Annotated in this window: 17 protein-coding genes and 1 tRNA gene; 12 read left to right on the top strand and 6 right to left on the bottom strand. The window is 61.5% G+C overall.

What is annotated here, in order from left to right:
* Positions 1-4 precede the first annotated feature (4 nt).
* Positions 5-700, bottom strand: a complete 696-nt coding sequence (locus ABID44_RS01590; protein ID WP_354149924.1) for a fumarylacetoacetate hydrolase family protein — start codon at positions 698-700, stop codon at positions 5-7.
* 202 nt (positions 701-902) lie between these two features.
* On the opposite strand from ABID44_RS01590, the gene serS reads away from it, so the two are divergent.
* The 4 genes from serS (at position 903) to ABID44_RS01570 (ending at position 5,042) form a co-directional block, all read left to right on the top strand.
* Entirely contained in the window at positions 903-2,207 is a 1,305-nt protein-coding gene (gene serS, locus ABID44_RS01585; RefSeq protein WP_354149923.1) for a serine--tRNA ligase, read from the top strand.
* Positions 2,207-2,965: a 5'/3'-nucleotidase SurE gene (surE, locus tag ABID44_RS01580; RefSeq protein ID WP_354149922.1), complete on the top strand. Its 759-nt coding sequence runs from the start codon at positions 2,207-2,209 to the stop codon at positions 2,963-2,965. The genes serS and surE overlap by 1 nt, the downstream gene beginning before the upstream one ends.
* Entirely contained in the window at positions 2,962-3,609 is a 648-nt protein-coding gene (locus ABID44_RS01575) for a protein-L-isoaspartate(D-aspartate) O-methyltransferase (protein WP_354149921.1), read from the top strand. The genes surE and ABID44_RS01575 overlap by 4 nt, the downstream gene beginning before the upstream one ends.
* 188 nt (positions 3,610-3,797) lie before the next feature.
* On the top strand, positions 3,798-5,042 hold the full coding sequence (locus ABID44_RS01570; RefSeq protein ID WP_354149920.1) for a peptidoglycan DD-metalloendopeptidase family protein: 1,245 nt from the start codon (positions 3,798-3,800) through the stop codon (positions 5,040-5,042).
* 78 nt (positions 5,043-5,120) lie between these two features.
* Here ABID44_RS01570 and ABID44_RS01565 read toward each other — a convergent pair whose 3' ends face one another.
* Positions 5,121-6,002 (bottom strand): ATP-binding protein, encoded by an 882-nt coding sequence (locus tag ABID44_RS01565; protein WP_354149919.1) that lies wholly within the window; start codon positions 6,000-6,002, stop codon positions 5,121-5,123.
* A 175-nt stretch (positions 6,003-6,177) separates the two neighbouring features.
* Between ABID44_RS01565 and yajC the strand changes: the two genes are divergently transcribed.
* From yajC to ABID44_RS01545, 4 genes are all read left to right on the top strand, one after another.
* Positions 6,178-6,513, top strand: a complete 336-nt coding sequence (gene yajC, locus ABID44_RS01560; protein WP_354149918.1) for a preprotein translocase subunit YajC — start codon at positions 6,178-6,180, stop codon at positions 6,511-6,513.
* A 62-nt stretch (positions 6,514-6,575) separates the two neighbouring features.
* A complete protein-coding gene (secDF, locus tag ABID44_RS01555) occupies positions 6,576-9,143 on the top strand; it encodes a protein translocase subunit SecDF (RefSeq protein WP_354149917.1) in 2,568 nt (855 codons plus the stop codon).
* Positions 9,144-9,182: 39 nt separating this feature from the next.
* On the top strand, positions 9,183-9,572 hold the full coding sequence (locus tag ABID44_RS01550; protein WP_354149916.1) for an Mth938-like domain-containing protein: 390 nt from the start codon (positions 9,183-9,185) through the stop codon (positions 9,570-9,572).
* 4 nt (positions 9,573-9,576) lie between these two features.
* Positions 9,577-10,422, top strand: a complete 846-nt coding sequence (locus ABID44_RS01545) for a phytoene/squalene synthase family protein (RefSeq protein WP_354149915.1) — start codon at positions 9,577-9,579, stop codon at positions 10,420-10,422.
* A 103-nt stretch (positions 10,423-10,525) separates the two neighbouring features.
* Here the strand turns inward: ABID44_RS01545 and trmFO are convergent, their stop codons facing one another.
* The 3 genes from trmFO to ABID44_RS01530 form a co-directional block, all read right to left on the bottom strand.
* A complete protein-coding gene (trmFO, locus tag ABID44_RS01540) occupies positions 10,526-11,935 on the bottom strand; it encodes a methylenetetrahydrofolate--tRNA-(uracil(54)-C(5))-methyltransferase (FADH(2)-oxidizing) TrmFO (protein ID WP_354149914.1) in 1,410 nt (469 codons plus the stop codon).
* 337 nt (positions 11,936-12,272) lie between these two features.
* Positions 12,273-12,413, bottom strand: coding sequence for a DUF1127 domain-containing protein (locus ABID44_RS01535; RefSeq protein ID WP_354149913.1), 141 nt, complete (start codon positions 12,411-12,413; stop codon positions 12,273-12,275).
* A 47-nt stretch (positions 12,414-12,460) separates the two neighbouring features.
* A complete protein-coding gene (locus ABID44_RS01530) occupies positions 12,461-12,601 on the bottom strand; it encodes a DUF1127 domain-containing protein (RefSeq protein WP_354149912.1) in 141 nt (46 codons plus the stop codon).
* Between the two features lie 236 nt (positions 12,602-12,837).
* Here ABID44_RS01530 and ABID44_RS01525 point away from each other — a divergent pair, with 236 nt between their 5' ends.
* The 4 genes from ABID44_RS01525 (at position 12,838) to tig (ending at position 16,614) form a co-directional block, all read left to right on the top strand.
* Complete coding sequence (locus ABID44_RS01525; protein ID WP_354149911.1) at positions 12,838-13,959, top strand: DUF2157 domain-containing protein; 1,122 nt, start codon at positions 12,838-12,840, stop codon at positions 13,957-13,959.
* On the top strand, positions 13,956-14,543 hold the full coding sequence (locus ABID44_RS01520) for a GDYXXLXY domain-containing protein (protein WP_354149910.1): 588 nt from the start codon (positions 13,956-13,958) through the stop codon (positions 14,541-14,543). Before ABID44_RS01525 ends, ABID44_RS01520 begins: the two co-directional genes overlap by 4 nt.
* Positions 14,544-14,658: 115 nt before the next feature.
* Positions 14,659-14,743: transfer RNA gene (locus ABID44_RS01515), tRNA-Leu, on the top strand.
* A 398-nt stretch (positions 14,744-15,141) separates the two neighbouring features.
* Positions 15,142-16,614, top strand: a complete 1,473-nt coding sequence (gene tig, locus ABID44_RS01510) for a trigger factor (RefSeq protein WP_354150184.1) — start codon at positions 15,142-15,144, stop codon at positions 16,612-16,614.
* 116 nt (positions 16,615-16,730) lie between these two features.
* Here tig and ABID44_RS01505 read toward each other — a convergent pair whose 3' ends face one another.
* A complete protein-coding gene (locus ABID44_RS01505; protein ID WP_354149909.1) occupies positions 16,731-17,228 on the bottom strand; it encodes an NUDIX hydrolase in 498 nt (165 codons plus the stop codon).
* Positions 17,229-17,262 lie beyond the last annotated feature (34 nt).

The following is a 17,262-nucleotide window of genomic DNA, read 5'->3' as shown; positions in this document are numbered from 1 at the left end:
CGTTCTATCTGGCCTGGCCGATTTCCAGCTCGACCGCGCCGACGCCTTCCACCTCGCCGCTCAAACGATCGCCGGCTTCCACTGGCCCGACACCGGATGGCGTGCCGGTGAAAATCAGGTCGCCCGGCTGGAGTTCCACGGCTTCGCTGCAAATGGCGATGATGTCGGCTACGGGCCAGATCATTTCGGCGAGATCACCTTCCTGGCGCACCTCGCCATTGATGGCCAGCCGGATACGCCCGCTTTGCGGATGGCCGCTGGTTTCGGCGGGGATCAGCGCTCCACAGGGCGCCGAATCGTCGAAGGCCTTGGCCCAGTCCCAGGGCCGGGCCGCCTTCTTCGCCATATCCTGAAGATCCCGGCGAGTGAGGTCGACGCCTACGCCGTAGCCCCAGATATGATCGAGCGCCGCATCGCGATCGATGCGGACGCCGCCCTTGCCGATGGCTACGACCAGTTCGATCTCGTGATGGAGATTTTGCGTTGCGAGCGGGTAGGGGATGGTGCTGCCGGTTTCGACCAGCGCGTCCGCCGGTTTGGTGAAGAAGAAGGGCGGATCGCGCTCGTCATTGCCCATTTCGCGGATATGGGCCGCATAGTTGCGGCCGACGCAGAAAATGCGCCGCACCGGAAAGCGTTGCCGGCTGTCCCTTATGGCGACGGAAGGGGTTGGGGGCGGCGGCAGAACGAAAACGGTCATCGGCTCTCGGGCTTTCTGTGGCGAGGTGATTCTTTTTCAGGTTTTGAAAGCCTGCACCTTCGTCCCAATTGCGGGGACGGGCAAGAAGCGACGGGGGGAAATGGGCCAATGCGTGAAAATTTGGCTCGCCTGCAAGGCCCAAGCTTGAAACGTTTCCGGATGCGGTTTAGGCCGGTGACGTTTACTAGGAAACGGGCCTGCCATGCTGGATATCAAGTGGATACGCGAGAACCCCAACGCTCTTGTCGATGCACTGAAGAAGCGTTCGTGGCCGGAAGCCGAGGCAAGGTCGACCGTTGACGATCTCATCGCAAGGGATGAGGCGCGGCGCGCCCATGTGCTGAAACTTCAGCACGCGCAGGAGCGCCGCAACGCCGCCTCGAAGGAGATCGGCAAGGCCATAGCCGCGAAGGACATGGAACTGGCCGAAAAGCTGAAAGCCGAGGTCGGCGACATCAAGTCGTTTATTCAGGATGGCGAAGCTGAGGAACGCCGCCTCGACAAGGCCCTGACCGATGCGTTGGCCGTGATCCCCAATCTTCCGCTCGACAGTGTGCCGCTGGGCAAGGACGAGAATGAGAATGTCGAACTGCGCAAGGTCGGCAAGGTTGCGCCGCCTGCGAACTGGGCGCGCGAGCATTTCGACCTTGGCGAAGGGCTTGGCCTGATGGATTTCGAGCGCGCCGCGCGTCTTTCCGGCTCGCGCTTCACCGTGCTGAAGGGCCAGCTTGCGCGGCTGGAGCGGGCGCTCGGCCAGTTCATGCTGGACCTGCACACCACCGAGCACGGCTACACGGAAGTGCAGGTGCCGCTTCTGGTGCGTGATGATGCGCTTTTCGGCACGGGCAACCTGCCCAAATTCGAGGAAGACCTGTTCTTCGTGCCGCATGGCGAGAGCCGGCTGGGCCTCATCCCGACTTCCGAAGTTCCGCTCACCAATCTGGTGCGTGAGGAGATCACGGCGCACGACAAGCTGCCGCTGCGCTTTACCGCGCTGACGCCATGCTTCCGCTCGGAGGCCGGATCGGCGGGCCGTGACACGCGCGGCATGCTGCGCCAGCACCAGTTCTACAAGGTCGAGATGGTGTCGATCACGGACGCTGACAATTCCATCGCGGAGCACGAGCGCATGACGGCTTGCGCCGAGGAGGTGCTGAAGCGTCTCGACCTGCCGTTCCGTACGGTGGTGCTGTGCACTGGCGACATGGGCTTCGGCGCGCGCCGCACCCACGACATAGAGGTGTGGCTGCCGGGCCAGAAGACCTATCGCGAAATTTCCTCCTGCTCCGTGTGCGGTGATTTCCAGGCGCGTCGTATGAACGCCCGCTACAAGGACAAGGACGGAAAGGGCAACCTTTTCGTTCACACCCTGAACGGATCCGGCATAGCGGTCGGCCGCGCGCTGATTGCGGTGATGGAGAACTACCAGAACGAAGACGGCTCCATCACTGTCCCCGGCGTCTTGCGGCCCTATATGGGCGGCCTCGAAAGGATCGAAGTGAAATAATGCGCATCCTTCTTACGAACGACGACGGCATTCACGCCGAGGGCCTTGAATCGCTGGAGCGTGTCGCCCGCACGCTATCCGACGACGTCTGGGTGGTGGCTCCTGAAAACGACCAGTCGGGCTACGCGCACTCACTGTCGATCTCGGAACCGCTGCGTCTGCGCAAGATTGGCGAGAAGCGCTATGCCGTGCGCGGCACGCCGACCGATTGCGTGATCATGGGGGCTCGCAAGGTTTTGCCGGGCCTGCCCGATCTGGTGCTGTCGGGCATCAATTCCGGCTCGAACATTGCCGACGACGTGACCTATTCAGGCACTGTCGCCGGTGCGATGGAAGGTACGCTGCTCGGCATCCGCTCGATAGCGCTCAGCCAGGCCTACTCCCGCGAAGGGGATGAGCGTGTGGTGCCGTATGATACGGCCGAGGCTCTTGCGCCCGATCTGCTGAAAAAGCTCCTGGCGATGCCGCAACAGGAAGGCGTGCTCATCAACATCAACTTCCCGAGTTGCACGCCGCAGGAGGTGAAGGGCACGCAGGTGACCTCGCAAGGCAAGGTGGTCCACCGGCTGTGGATCGATGAGCGTCGGGACGGGCGCGGGCTGCCTTATTACTGGATGCGGTTCGGCCGTGGCGAGAGCAACGGCAAGACCGGCACCGATATCCATGCGGTCGAGAATGGCTATGTTTCGGTGACGCCGCTGCAACTCGACTTCACGGCGTACGAAATCCGCGATCAGCTGACCAAGGCCCTGGCATGACGGAAGACGATCGCGAGGGATTCGCCGCCTTCCTGCTGCGTCTGCGTGGCAAGGGAACCGTTCCCAAGGCGCTTATCGCCGCGATCGAAGCCACGCCGCGCCGAGGCTTTCTCGCTCCGCAGTACAGCAACGTCGCGTGGTCGGAGCGGATGCTTCCGATCGAGTGCGGCGAAGCGATCGAAGGCGCAGATATACAGGCCGCCATCATCGCCGCCATGGCGCTCGAGTCCGGCATGCGCGTCATGGAGATCGGCACCGGATCGGGCTATTCGGCCGCCGTCATGTCGCGGCTTGCCGGCCGTGTGGTGACGATCGAGCGCTACAAGACGCTTGCGGAGCAGGCGCGACAGCGGTTCGAGGCGCTGGGCGTCACGAACGTAATTGTGCGCCATGCGGATGGCTCCAACGGCTTGCCGAACGAAGGCCCGTTCGATCGGATTCTCGTCTGGGCGGCTTTCGAATCAATCCCGCGTTTCCTTCTCGAACAGCTTTCCAGCGGCGGTGTGGTCATCGCGCCGATCGGGCCGGAGGAGGGCGAGCAGGTGGTTGCGAAACTCACCAAGGTCGGCAGCCGCTTCGAGCGTGAGGATATCGGCATCGTGCGCCTGCAACCCATGCTTCCCGGCATTGCCGCCATTCTCTGACGCGCGCCGCCATTCTTCATATCATCCGGTTTTCCGACCCGGCGTTGCATCGCTGGATCATCCCGCGTTCACGCTATCGGTGCGATTTTCAAGATAAATCGCCCCTGATTCTAATGATTTAACCGACCGGTAACATTAACGCGCTTTAATCGTACCCAGTTCGTTCCGGGTCAGCGCGGGTCAGTGTCATGCAGTTCAGCGTTTTGAAAGCAAAAGGGCGCAATTTGGCGCGAGGCTGCGCCGTTCTCGTCGTTGCCGCCGCAGCGTCGGGGTGCAGCTCCGGCGCCATGCGTTTCGCGGATGGGTTGGACGGCGTCACGACCGCTTCCACGCCCCAGGCCAATGTCGGCAGCTACGGGCAGCCATCCCAGCCCTATCCGGGCGATGTCGCCACGCAGCAACCGGTCTACAATGGTGGGGGGTATAACTCCGGTTCGGTTGGCCGTTCGTCGCTGCCGCCTCCCTCGCAGCCTTCCGTGGCGCAGACCCAGGCCGCGCCCGTTCAGACACAGGTGGCGTCCGCACCGGCGCTTGACCCTTCCACCACGGGCACGGTCCGGCAGGCGCAGCCAGCGCCCATGCCCTCCGACAAGCCATTCCAGTCCGCGGGTGAGGAAACGAAGCGTCTTGCCGGAACAGGTGCGCCGGCCGCTACGCAGCCCCAGCAGCTTGCTGCCGTGCCGCAGCCGGCTAAGCCGGCGGCAAGCGCCAATCAGGCTGTCGCAGGCGGAAGCTACACCGTCCAGCAGGGGGATACGCTGTCGGCGATCTCGCGCAAGACCGGTGTCAGTGTCGCTTCGCTGCAGCAGGCCAATGGTCTTGCGGACGGCAATATCCGCATCGGTCAGTCGCTGAAAATCCCGGGCGCGACGGGCGCACCTGCGGCGACCGCCGTCGTTGCGGCGGCAAAGCCGCAACCGGTCAATGTCGATCCGGTCAAGACAGCTTCCACACCACCTCCGACACAGCAGACAGCGAGCGAGAAGGTCGCTTCCTATACGCCTCCCAAGCAGGGAACCAAGACCGTCGAGCAGGTCGACGATGACGGCGCCGCTGCGCCCAATTCCACCGGCATCGGCAAAATGCGCTGGCCTGTGAAGGGCCGGGTGATCTCCGGCTACGGGCAGGGCGGCGACGGCATCGATATTTCTGTGCCAAAGGGCACGCCGGTCAAGGCGGCCGAGAACGGCGTGGTCATCTACGCCGGCGACGGCCTGAAGGAGTTCGGCAACACCGTTCTGGTGCGCCACGACAACGGACTGGTCACGGTTTACGGCAATGCCAGCGAACTGAGCGTGAAACGCGGCCAGACCGTCAAGCGAGGCGACCAGATCGCGCTGTCAGGCATGAGCGGCAATGCCTCGGCCCCGAAGCTGCATTTCGAGATTCGCAAGAACTCCGCCCCGGTCGATCCGTCCACCTATCTGGAATGATCGGGAAAACTTGATTGCGGGCCGCCTGACCTCCAGTCCGGCCCGCTCTCCAGACCCGCCCCGCAAGGGGCGGGTTTTTCAGTTCGTGGCTTTCAGCGGCTTCCCCAGCCTGCCGGCCAGATCCTGGATAAATTGCCATGCGACGCGCCCGGACCTGCTGCCGCGGGTGGTGGCCCACTCAAGCGCTTCCGCGCGCAGGCTTTCCTCGTCCAGTTCGAGCCCGTAATGGCCGGCATAGCCGTTCACCATGTCGAGATAATCGTCCTGCGAGCATTTGTGGAAGCCCAGCCACAGGCCGAAACGATCCGAAAGCGAGACCTTTTCTTCCACGGCTTCGGAAGGATTTATGGCGGTCGAGCGTTCGTTGTCGATCATGTCGCGCGGCAGAAGATGGCGGCGGTTGGAGGTCGCGTAGAAGATCACGTTGTGCGGACGCCCTTCGACGCCGCCCTCCAGCGCCGCTTTCAGCGATTTGTAGGAAGTGTCGTCATGATCGAACGACAGGTCGTCGCAAAACAGGATGAAGCGATAGGGAGCCGCCTTGAGGATGGCCATGAGTCGCGGCAGGGTGTCGATGTCCTCGCGGTGAATTTCGATCAGTTTCAGCGGGTTGTCCGTCTTGCCTGATGCATTGATCGCGGCATGCGCCGCCTTGACCAGCGACGATTTGCCCATGCCGCGCGCACCCCACAGCAGCACATTGTTGGCCGGCAGGCCGGCTGTGAAGCGCTCCGTATTGTCGACCAGAATGTCGCGAACACGATCCACGCCCTTGATCAGGTCGATGTCGACGCGATTGACGCTGTGCACGGGCTCCAGGAACGACGTTTCGGCCTGCCATACGAAGCAATCGGCAGCTTCCAGATTGCTGGTCGGGGCTTTCGGCGGGGCGAGACTGCCGATCGCCTCGATCAACTGGTCGAGCTTGCGGTTCAGTATGTCAACGCTGCTGTCGGTCATGGAAATATCGTTTCATGTCTGTCAATTGAGGAACGGGCAGGCTGTAGCATGAGCCGATTGGCGCGAAAAGCGCGGGATTGCCTGCCGAGCGCGGTTGCAATGGCTGCTTGAGCGACTATATTCCGGCGGATTTTCTGGCCGGATTGCGGCTTTCCTTACATTCCAGGAGTTATTCATGTTCGTGACCCCGGCATATGCGCAGGCAGCAGGCGGCGCTCCCGATATGTTCGTCAGCATACTGCCGTTCATCCTCATTTTCGTGGTAATGTATTTCCTGATCATCCGTCCGCAGCGCTCGCAGATGAAGAAGCGCGGCGAGATGCTGCAGGCCATCCGCCGCGGCGACACGGTGGTTACAGGCGGCGGTCTGGTGGGCAAGGTAACCAAGGTCATCGATGACAACGAGCTTGAGATCGATCTCGGTGGCATGAAGGTGACTGCTCTTCGCTCAACTATCGCCGACGTTCGCGTCAAGGGCGAGCCGATCGCGAACCAGAACGCCAAGAAATAACCGTATTGGGGGCCGATGGCCCTCAATACATCGCCCTCGGGCACGCCAACAGGTTTTGACTGATGCTCTATTTCTCGCGCTGGAAGACGATTTCTATCTGGGCCGTCGTCCTGCTGGGCGTGCTGTTTTCTCTGCCCAATCTCTATCCGCAGGCGCTGATATCATCCCTGCCGAACTGGTTTCCGACCAGGCAGATGACATTGGGCCTCGATTTGCAGGGCGGTTCGCACATCCTGCTCAAGATCGATACGAACGATCTGATCAAGGCGCAACTGGAGAGCGCGCGCGACGAGATCAGGACGCAGCTTCGCGATACGCGCATCGGCTATACCGGCCTGTCCGGCACCGGCAAGGTCGTGCAGGTGCGCATACGCGACGCCAGCCAGATCGCCGCCGCGAAGACCGCGCTGGCGTCGCTGACCATGCCGGTGTCGTCCGGACTGTTCGGCACGGGCAACGTGACGGAAATGGCGATGGACGAGCCGGAGCCCGGATTGCTCCGCTTCACCATGACCGAGGAGGGCATCAAGTATCGCACGGCAACTGCGCTCAACCAGTCCATCGAGGTGGTGGGACGCCGCGTCAATGAACTTGGCACTACCGAGCCGATCGTTCAGAGACAGGGCGACGACCGCGTTCTGGTGCAGGTGCCGGGCTTGCAGGATCCGCAACGCCTGAAGGACATTCTCGGCCAGACCGCGAAATTGACCTTCCAGATGGTGGACCAGAGCGTTCCGGTGCAGGAGGCCATGGAAGGGCGTCCGCCGGCGGGATCCACCGTCATGTTCTCGCGCGACGATCCGCCGGTGCCGTATCTGATCGAGAACCGGGTCATCGTCTCCGGTGAAAACCTCATCGATGCGCAGGCGACGTTCGACCAGCGCACCAACGAACCAGTCGTTTCGTTCCGCTTCGATTCGAAGGGCGCCGGCCGTTTTGGCCAGGCGACCCAGCAGAACACCGGCAAGCTGTTCGCCATCATTCTCGACAATCAGGTGATCTCGGCTCCGCGAATCAACGAGCCGATCCTCGGCGGCTCGGGGCAGATTTCAGGCTCCTTCACGCCGCAGAGCGCCAACGATCTCGCCGTTCTGCTGCGCGCCGGCGCGCTGCCGGCCACGCTGACGATTGTGGAGGAACGCACGGTCGGCCCAAGCCTTGGCGCGGACTCCATCAGCGCCGGCAAATTCGCTTCCATAGTCGGCGGGGTGCTGGTGATCGGCTGCATGCTGCTGGTCTACGGTTCGCTTGGTCTCATCGCCAATCTGGCGCTTGCGGCCAACGTAGGCATGATGATCGCCATATTGACCCTGATGGGCTCGACGCTCACGCTGCCGGGCATCGCAGGTATCGTGCTTACGATGGGCATGGCGGTCGATTCCAACATCATCATCTTCGAGCGCGTGCGCGAGGAAAGGGCGTATGGCAAATCCATCGTCCAGTCCTTCGACCAGGGCTTCAAGCAGGCGCTCGCCACAGTCGTGGACGCCAACCTCACCACCTTTATCGTTGCGGTGATCCTGTTCTATGTGGGCACTGGCCCGGTGCGCGGCTTCGCCGTGACGCTCGGCATCGGTATCATCACCACCGTGTTCACGGCCTTCACGCTGACGCGGTGGATGATCGCGTTCTGGGTCAAGCGCTCGAAGCCGACCGAGTTGCCCAAGGGTCTGGTGCACTATCTGCCGCTGGAGCCGTCGCTGCCCTTCATGAAATTCCGAAACTGGGCCTTTGCGCTGTCCGGCATCGTATCGCTCGCCATCATTGGCATGATGTTCGTCAAGGACTTCAACTACGGCGTCGACTTCAAGGGCGGGTCGATGATCGAGATACAGGCGAAGTCGCATCAGGCGGACGCCGCCGATGTGCGGTCACGCCTTGAGCAACTGAATCTCGGCGATGTCCAGGTGCAGGAGTTCGGTGACGAAGGCGGGCTGATGGTTCGCGTCGCGGCGCAGGATGCGGGCGACAACGCCGAGCAGTCCGCTGTGGAGAAGGTCAAGGGCGAGTTCGCCGAAGACTACGACTTCCGTCGCGTCGAGACGGTCGGTCCGACCGTTTCAAGCGAACTGGCGCGCACCGGCACGATCGGTGTTCTCGTCTCGATGCTGGCCTTGCTGGTGTATATCTGGTTCCGCTTCGAATGGCAGTTCGGCGTCGGCGCTGTCGTCTCGACCGCTCATGACGTGATCGTGATCGTGGGAATCTACGTGTTTTTCGGGCTGGAGTTCAATCTCTCCTCCATTGCCGCAATTCTCACTGTGGTTGGTTATTCGATCAACGATACGGTCGTGATCTACGATCGAATTCGGGAAATGTTGCGCAAATATAAAAGGATGCCCATCGAGGAGATCATCAATCTGGCGCTCAACCACACGCTGTCCCGTACTTTCCTGACCGGCCTGACAGTGCTTCTGGCGCTGGCCGCGCTCTACCTGTATGGCGGCGAGGTGATCTCTTCCTTCGTGTTTGCGATCATCATCGGCGTGTTCGTCGGCAGCTACTCTTCGGTGTTCATCGCCGGACCGATGCTGATCCTGTTCAAGCTTCGGCCGGAGACGTTCGAAAAGGATGATGGAGCCAAGAAGGGCGGTACGCCGTCCACCGTGGCCCCGGTCTCCGGCAGCTAGCCGGTGGCGGCGAGTGAAGAGGGCAGGTACTGTTCACGAATGGGACAAGGTATTGTCATGCGCGAGGCGCATTTCCCCGGCCGCGCACCGATAGAGGCGTATGGCAACGGCGGGTTTCGCTTTGCGGAGATGTCGCACAAGGGGTCGATCCTTTGTCTGCCTTCCGGGATCTATGGCTGGGAGCCGGCGGATCGCGAGAGGTTGACCGCCGCCGACTTCAGCCGTGTGCTGGCGGAAGCAGCCGAAATCGAGATTTTTCTGGTCGGCACGGGTATGGATCTGAGACCTGTACCCAGAGAGTTGCGGTCAGTTTTCAAGGAGATCGGAATCGCATCCGATCCCATGTCGACCGGGGCGGCGGTGCGCACCTACAATGTTCTGCTCGCGGATGACCGCGCTGTCGCGGCTGCGCTGATCGCTGTCGACTGATCTCATGGCCGCCGCACCGTCTCTGGTCATGCAGGCCGTGCGCGAGGCCGATCATGACCGCTACCTTGCCGCGCTCTACGCTCCGCCGGACAAGCGCGACGCGCTCCTGGCGCTTTATGCCTTCAATGCGGAAATTGCCGGCGTGCGCGACCGTATCCGTGAGGCCCTGCCGGGAGAGGTTCGGCTGCAATGGTGGCGAGATACGCTCGGCGCGCCTTATGACGCTGTGGAAACGGGGCAACCTGTGGCCGATGCGTTGCGTGCAGCTATTGCGCAGTTTCACCTGCCGCTTCCGGCCTTCGAAAATTATCTGGATGCCCGTATTTTCGACCTCTATGACGACCCGATGCCCTCCCGCACCGATCTCGAAGGTTATTGCGGCGAAACGGCCTGCACCATCATCCAACTCGCCTCGATGATGCTTGATGCCGGCGCAGCTCAGCAATTTTCAGAACTTGCGGGTCATGCGGGCTGCGCCCAGGCGATGACGGGGCTTCTGCTGCTGCTGCCGCTGCACAGGGCACGGGGACAATGCTATATTCCCGCCGATCTTCTTCAGGCCGTTGGCGCGTCGCGGGAAGAGTTTATCAAGGGAGAGGAGAGGGAAAGCGCGTTGCGGGCAGTGGCGGCGATGATCGCCCTCGCCAGAGAACACCTTCTGGCTTTCCGGAAGCAGGCGTCGTCTATCCCTGTCTCATTGCGCCCGGCATTCCTGCCTCTGGCCCTGACCGAGGCGACGCTGCGGCGCATGGAAGGCCGGCAGCAGGATGTTCTCGACGGCAAGATTGCGCTTTCGCATTTTCGTCGGCACTGGCTTTTGTGGCGTCATGCCGTGAGAGGCTGGCGATAGAGCGCCATGCGTCCAATCGGGCGCATAAAGGACGCTCTGACATTTTGATTGAGCATCGGATTTTCCGCAAACTGGATTCCACTTTTCGGTCCGATACTCTAGCCTATTCGGCTGCCTTCATGCCGGTTGTCGTTCCCAGCCATGCCGAGCAGTCCTGAAGCGCGCGCGCCGACATCGCCCGTTTCCTTGCGAGGGTCTTTTCCTTGCCACGCAACCGCTTGCCTTCCACTTTTGGCGCTTCCACTGGCGGAAACAGGCCAAAATTGATGTTCATGGGCTGGAAGGAGCGTTTGCCGGGTTCGTCGTCCGAAACGATGTGGCCACCTGTGATGTGGTTGAGCAGCGCGCCGAAGGCCGTGGTGACCGGCGGCACGGAAAGCGAATGGCCGAGGCGCGCGGCAGCAGCGAATCGACCCGCCAACAAACCGATGGCGGCGCTTTCGACATAGCCTTCGCAGCCTGTGATCTGGCCTGCAAAGCGAAGCCCCGGACGCGCCCTGAGCTGCAACGTGCCGTCCAGCAGTTCCGGCGAATTGATGTAGGTGTTGCGGTGCAGTCCGCCAAGCCGCGCAAAATCGGCGTTTTCCAGCCCTGGAATCGTACGGAAGATGCGGACCTGCTCGGCGTATTTGAGCTTCGTCTGGAAGCCGACCATGTTATAGAGCGTGCCCAGCGCATTGTCTTGCCGCAGTTGCACCACGGCATAGGGCTTTACGGTCGGGTTATGGGCGTTGGTGAGCCCCATCGGCTTCATCGGTCCATGGCGAAGGGTTTCCGGACCACGTTCAGCCATGACCTCGATCGGCAGGCATCCGTCGAAATAGGGCGTACCTTCCCATTCCTTGAATTCGGTTTTACCGCCGGCGAGAAGCGCTTCGATGAAGGCCTCATATTGTGGCTTGTCGATCGGGCAGTTGATGTAATCCTTGCCCGTGCCGCCAGGGCCTACCTTGTCGTAACGCGACTGGAACCAGGCGACATTCATGTCGATCGTATCGAAATGAATGATCGGCGCGATGGCGTCGAAGAAAGCGAGTGCGTCGGCGCCGGTTCTCGCGGCGATTGCGGCGGCAAGGTCTGGCGCTGTTAGCGGGCCTGTGGCGATGATTGCCTGGTCCCACTCTTCCGGCGGCAGCGACGTCATCTCTTCACGCATGACGGTGATGAGCGGATGTGCATCCAGCTTTGCCGTCACCGCTTGCGAGAATCCGTCGCGGTCGACCGCCAGCGCGCCGCCTGCCGGAACCTGATGCGCGTCGCCCGCCTGCATGATGAGCGATCCTGCCAGCCGCATTTCGGCGTGCAGCAAGCCGACGGCATTGGTTTCGGCATCGTCCGAGCGGAACGAATTGGAGCAGACGAGCTCGGCCAGACCCTCGGTCTTGTGGGCTTCGGTCCCGCGCACAGGGCGCATCTCGTGGAGAACGACGGGGATGCCGGCCTGCGCGGCCTGCCATGCAGCTTCCGAACCAGCGAGGCCGCCGCCGATGATGTGAACGGGCTTGATGCTCATGCCGCGCACTTAATCCTTCGGGCTGTGGAATGCAATGCGCGGCGGGATGCCGCGCCTTCCCTGAAACGACGACACCCGCCGGGGGAGGAGGTCCGGCGGGTGTCGGTAGGGTGGTCGATCCTACTAGGGAGGAGGAGAAGATCGACCAATCGCCTTTGCCGGGGAGGAGGTCGGCATCGGCGAAACTGTTTGCTCCAAAGGGAGCCGAATTCGTTTTAACAGCGCCCGCCGGGGGAGGAGATCCGGCGGGCGCCGTATGGCGATCAGCCAATTGGGAGGAGGAGGGCTGATCTTATCCATCGAAGCGGGGAGGAGGTCGCTCCGATGAAATTCCCTGTCAGAAAGCCTTGCGCACGAACTGTTCGATCTCGTGGCGCGAAATTCCGACGTCATCGAGCTGGCGGTTGGACAAACGACCCAGCTCGCTTACCGTCCTGCGGTAAGAACGCCAGTTGCGGTAGCTGCGGATCAGGTTCATCGTCTTTTACCAGCGAAACTGTTCGGGGTGATGGTCACCCCGAAGGGTTAGACCGACTTGCGGGCTACGAAGTGAATGTCGGCGCGGCTGATGCCGAGGTCATTCAGCTCACGGTTGCTCAGGCGGCTCAGTTCGGAAACGGTTTCCCGGTAACGGCGCCAGTTGCGGTAATTGCGGATCAGGTTCATGGTCTTGCTCGTCTTATTGTTCTTGCGGTTTCTGTCGTCTTCGTACGCAGCCTAGATAGGAGGACATGGCCGGCTTTGGAAGAGCTGAACTCGCATGGCAGCAATGCATTTTGTGCAATGCAATATCTCACCTCTTTCACGCCTCTGACATAAAAAGGCCAAATTCAAAAAACGTCGCTTTGACAATGGCTTGGAAATGCGGATTGGTAAATCTACTTATTTAATGGAAAAGGCATATGGCGCGCTACGTTGTGCAGCTCAGGCAGGACGTTGAGCGCTGGGTTTCATCCGGCCTGATCGACCGTCCCACGGCTGAAAAACTGGTTTCCGACGCTGAACGGCGCGACCGGCGGTCGTTTGGTCCGGGCGCGGCGCTCGCCATGATGGCGGCGCTCCTGTTCGGCGCCGGAGTTCTCATATTCATCGCCGCGAACTGGGAAGCTTTTCCGCGTCTGGTCCGCGTGGCCTCGCTTTTCGCTCTCATCATCGGCGGCTATGTCGGCGGTGCGTTCGCCAAGCTGAAGGACTATTCCGCCATCGGCGAAGCGCTCTGGATTGTGGCCGCCGCTGCATTCGGCGGGTCGCTCGCCCTCATCGGCCAGATGTATCATATGAGCGGTGACGAATCCGTCGCCATCCTGACCTGGTGCGTGGCGACCGCGCTGGCGGCTGTCGCGCTTCGGTCCGGTCCGCTCACGGTCGCGGCTGTAGCTATCGCAGATGTATGGCTTTCCGGGGCGTTCACAGGCGGCCTCACGGGATATGCCAGCTACGGGAATCCCAATCTGTTCCTACCGATAGTCGCTGTTCTGTTCGGGATTTCCTACTGGACGCCCAGCCGGGCGGCGCGCCATCTCATCCTGCTTTCGCTTATTGCCTATGTCACGTGGTTTGCGCTGGAAGGGGACTCCTTCGAGGCAGCATTCATGATGGCTTGCGTATCGGCCGGCCTTTTCGCTGTCGCGCATATCGCACCAGCGGAGGTGGACAATATTGTACGTATCAATCGTCGGCTGCCGATCCATGCCCTGATCGGCTTTCTGGTCGCGATGATGGTGATCCAGTTCGATCAGGATGGCGAGGGCCGTTTCGCGCTGACCGCCGGTGTGACGCTGGCCGGCATCGTTGTCGCTCTAGTATTGCAAGGGCACGAAAGCCGCGGGCTGCGCTGGATCGCTTATCTGGCTTTCGCCGTCGAACTCTGCCTGATCTACGCCATCACCATGGGCACGATGCTGGGAACCGCCGGATTCTTCATATTCGCCGCTGTTCTTCTGGGCCTCCTCGCCTTGCTCATCATCCGGCTTGAGAGGCGTATGGGCAATAGAGCGCCGCAGGCCGAAGGAGGCAGGGCATGAGCAATGGCAGGAAACTCGTTCTGTCCGCGCTGCTGCTGGCGCTTGTTCAGGTGGGGTTTCTGGGCTGGATGATCGCCGGTCGGGCTACGGTCCTGCGGGACGGCCGCGAAGTGTTGCTGAAGGTCGAGCCGGTTGACCCGCGCGACCTGTTGCGCGGTGATTACGTGATTCTGAGCTACGAAATATCGCGCATACCGCTGACAATCGTCTCCGATATAGGCGAGCCTGGTGAGGGTTTTGACGCGGCGGGGAAAATCACCGTGCGGCTTGGCAAGGATGAGGACGGCTACTGGCGCGCGAGGAGCGCGTGGATCAGGAATGCTCCTGCTGGCGCGGCGGGGCCTGATGAAGTCGACATCGCCGGTCAGATTCCGCCTTTGAATCTTGCATATATCGACAGGGAAGTGCGTGTCACCTACGGCATCGAGCGCTTTTACCTGCCCGAAGGGGAAGGGCGCGCCATCGAGCGGGACATGCGCGTGCGCCCATTCGGCGTTCGGGTTGCGGTGCCTGCTTCCGGCGGCGCGCAGGTCAAGGCGCTGATGGACGGCGATCAGACCTTGTTCCAGGAGCCGCTCTACTGATGCGCTGCGACCGGAATCAGCTCATCAAGCCGGGAGCGGAGAAGGTTCTTCCTATGCGGAGACACCATGTCGGCGTTGACAGCGGCCAGCCTTCATGGGATTTGCTGGGCCGCTAGCGGATGTGGCGGAATTGGTAGACGCCCCGGATTTAGGTTCCGGTGCCGAAAGGCGTGGGGGTTCGAGTCCCTTCATCCGCACCAGACTTCCCACGATGCCGCGATATTCTCCCGCGGTTTTCCATTTTCAACAGTTGCTCCGGCATGCAGGCCCCCGTAGCGCCGGTATATCTTCCCTTGATTGGGTTTGCGGTCATATCGTCGTGCCTCGCGCGGTGTTAAGATGGTTGAAAATTGGCCTCGCCTGTGACAAAAGGCGTGTCGAATGTGACGGGATGCGACGATCCGCTTCTGCATCATGTGAAAAGAAGTCGGAAGAACAAAGACTTACTCACATTGTTGGAGCGTCTCGGGTGGTCGGGTCATAGTATGACCGGGTTCATCCGGCTTCGCCCCGAAGCCAACCCCGGAAGAATGTACCGGCAGGCTGTGAACGGCAAAGGCCGTCTTGCAGTCTTTCAGGTCAAGATAAAGGTTTGATGATGCAGGTCACCGAAACGCTCAACTCCGGCCTCAAGCGCGAGATTAAAGTCGTCGTGCCGGCTGCCGATATGGAAGCCAAGCTCATGACGCGTCTTGCCGATGCCCGGGGCAAGGTCCGCATCAACGGCTTCCGTCCGGGCAAGGTTCCGGTTCAGCATCTGCGCAAGGTGTACGGCAAATCTTTCATGGCCGAGGTCGTCAACGAGATTCTCAATGACGCGCGCTCCGTGATTGTCGAGCGCGGCGAGAAGGCGGCCATGCAGCCCGAGGTCATCATGACCGAGGATGAGAAGGAAGCCGAGAAGATCCTGGAAGGCGGCGTCGATTTCGAGTTCAGCCTGAACTACGAGGTTATTCCGCCGATCGAGATCAAGGACTTCACCGACATCAAGGTGAACCGTCCGGTGTATGACGTGCCGGAAACGGAAATCGACGAGCAGGTGCAGCGCGTGGCCGAATCCACCCGCAGCTACGAGCCGAAGGACGGCAAGGCCGCCGAAGGTGATCGCGTGACGATCGACTATCTCGGCAAGATCGACGGTGAGGCTTTCGCTGGCGGCGCCGGTTCCGATCAGCCGCTGGTTCTGGGCTCCAAGGAATTCATCCCCGGTTTCGAGGACCAGCTTGTCGGCGCCAAGGCCGGCGACGAAAAGCAGGTCGTCGTCACCTTCCCGGAGAATTACCAGGCCGAGCATCTCGCGGGCAAGGAAGCCACCTTCGATGTGACCGTCAAGGAAGTGGCCAAGCCGGGCGAACTGAAGATCGATGACGAGACCGCCAAGGCCCTGGGCCTTGAGTCGCTGGAGCGTCTGCGTGAGATCGTGCGCAGCCAGATCGAGAGCCAGTTCGGCTCCATCACCCGGCAGAAGGTGAAGCGTCAGCTTCTGGACCAACTCGACGGAGCCTACAGCTTCGAGGCGCCTTCCAAGCTGGTGGAAGCCGAGTTCAGCAACATCTGGAATCAGGTCAACCGCGATCTTGAGGCTGCCGGCCGTACCTTCGCCGACGAGGAGACCACCGAGGAAGAGGCCCGCGCCGAATACCAGCGCCTGGCAGAGCGCCGCGTGCGACTCGGTCTCGTTCTGGCCGAGATTGGCGAGAAGGCCGGCGTCACGGTTTCCGATGAGGAATTGCAGCGCGGCCTGTTCGAGCAGGTTCGCCGCTTCCCCGGCGACCAGCAGCAGGAAGTATTTGAGTTCTACCGCAGCAATCCCGAGGCCCTGAACACGCTGCGCGCTCCGATCTTCGAGGAAAAGGTGGTCGACCACCTGCTCGGCCAGATTTCAGTGACCGACCAGAAGGTCAGCAAGGACGAACTGCTGGCCGACGACGAGGAAGGCGAGACTGAGGCGAAGCCGGCCAAGAAGAAGGCCGCGCCGAAGAAGGCTGCCGCCAAGGCCGAGGAAGGCGAGGCCGAAGCTCCGAAGAAGAAGGCCGCGCCGAAGAAGAAGGCTGAGAAGGACGCCGAGTAAGCGTCGTCTTCTGTTCCAAAGTGACAAAGGCCGCCTTTCGGGCGGCCTTTTTTCTGCAACGCATGGCGGCTGAGCACATCGGCTGACGAATGGTTGTCATGGCGCGGCCATGATCTTCAGCGGCATGGGCGATGATCTTGCCGGCTCAGGCAGAAGTGACCGATGATTTCGGCAAGGTCGGGTTCCGCGACATGGCGTTGTGCATCGGGACCTTTCATCCAGCGGCGGATTCGCTGGCGGCTTTCCTTCCAATGGTCGGCGACGGTTTCAACAAGCAGCGGGAAGACAAAGACCTCGCATGGAACGTCATGCCCGCCTGTCATCGCCTTTGCGTAGAAGTAGCGGCCTGTTTCCAGTGCTGAAACCCGACCCGAAACGCCGGCCTCTTCACCGGCTTCGCGTGCGGCCGCTTCGCAAAGCGGCTCCCGCGCCTCCGGCCAGCCCTTCGGCAAAACCCAGCGCCCGGTGTCGCGACTGGTGATGAGCATGATCTCGACTTCGTCGTCCAGTTCGCGCCAGGGCAGGGCGGCGACCTGCAACCGGCAAGGCACCGTGCCGAACAGCTTGCGCACTCTTTCGGCGAGATGCGCGTGTGACTGAGGCCCCGTCAGCATCGTAGCAGCGCCCGATTGGAATCATTCGTCAGCC

This window comes from Aquamicrobium ahrensii (assembly GCF_040545755.1).
Classification (GTDB): domain Bacteria; phylum Pseudomonadota; class Alphaproteobacteria; order Rhizobiales; family Rhizobiaceae; genus Mesorhizobium; species Mesorhizobium ahrensii.
Note: the sequence above shows the minus strand (reverse complement) of the source record. Positions and strands in the feature narration are given on the sequence as shown.

What these genes read in the sequence shown, in the direction of transcription:
- ABID44_RS01590 (WP_354149924.1), bottom strand. Translation starts at nt 700, where the DNA reads ATGACCGTTTTCGTTCTGCCGCCGCCCCCAACCCCTTCCGTCGCCATA.
- serS (WP_354149923.1), top strand. Translation starts at nt 903, where the DNA reads ATGCTGGATATCAAGTGGATACGCGAGAACCCCAACGCTCTTGTCGAT.
- surE (WP_354149922.1), top strand. Translation starts at nt 2,207, where the DNA reads ATGCGCATCCTTCTTACGAACGACGACGGCATTCACGCCGAGGGCCTT.
- ABID44_RS01575 (WP_354149921.1), top strand. Translation starts at nt 2,962, where the DNA reads ATGACGGAAGACGATCGCGAGGGATTCGCCGCCTTCCTGCTGCGTCTG.
- ABID44_RS01570 (WP_354149920.1), top strand. Translation starts at nt 3,798, where the DNA reads ATGCAGTTCAGCGTTTTGAAAGCAAAAGGGCGCAATTTGGCGCGAGGC.
- ABID44_RS01565 (WP_354149919.1), bottom strand. Translation starts at nt 6,002, where the DNA reads ATGACCGACAGCAGCGTTGACATACTGAACCGCAAGCTCGACCAGTTG.
- yajC (WP_354149918.1), top strand. Translation starts at nt 6,178, where the DNA reads ATGTTCGTGACCCCGGCATATGCGCAGGCAGCAGGCGGCGCTCCCGAT.
- secDF (WP_354149917.1), top strand. Translation starts at nt 6,576, where the DNA reads ATGCTCTATTTCTCGCGCTGGAAGACGATTTCTATCTGGGCCGTCGTC.
- ABID44_RS01550 (WP_354149916.1), top strand. Translation starts at nt 9,183, where the DNA reads ATGGGACAAGGTATTGTCATGCGCGAGGCGCATTTCCCCGGCCGCGCA.
- ABID44_RS01545 (WP_354149915.1), top strand. Translation starts at nt 9,577, where the DNA reads ATGGCCGCCGCACCGTCTCTGGTCATGCAGGCCGTGCGCGAGGCCGAT.
- trmFO (WP_354149914.1), bottom strand. Translation starts at nt 11,935, where the DNA reads ATGAGCATCAAGCCCGTTCACATCATCGGCGGCGGCCTCGCTGGTTCG.
- ABID44_RS01535 (WP_354149913.1), bottom strand. Translation starts at nt 12,413, where the DNA reads ATGAACCTGATCCGCAGCTACCGCAACTGGCGTTCTTACCGCAGGACG.
- ABID44_RS01530 (WP_354149912.1), bottom strand. Translation starts at nt 12,601, where the DNA reads ATGAACCTGATCCGCAATTACCGCAACTGGCGCCGTTACCGGGAAACC.
- ABID44_RS01525 (WP_354149911.1), top strand. Translation starts at nt 12,838, where the DNA reads ATGGCGCGCTACGTTGTGCAGCTCAGGCAGGACGTTGAGCGCTGGGTT.
- ABID44_RS01520 (WP_354149910.1), top strand. Translation starts at nt 13,956, where the DNA reads ATGAGCAATGGCAGGAAACTCGTTCTGTCCGCGCTGCTGCTGGCGCTT.
- tig (WP_354150184.1), top strand. Translation starts at nt 15,142, where the DNA reads ATGCAGGTCACCGAAACGCTCAACTCCGGCCTCAAGCGCGAGATTAAA.
- ABID44_RS01505 (WP_354149909.1), bottom strand. Translation starts at nt 17,228, where the DNA reads ATGCTGACGGGGCCTCAGTCACACGCGCATCTCGCCGAAAGAGTGCGC.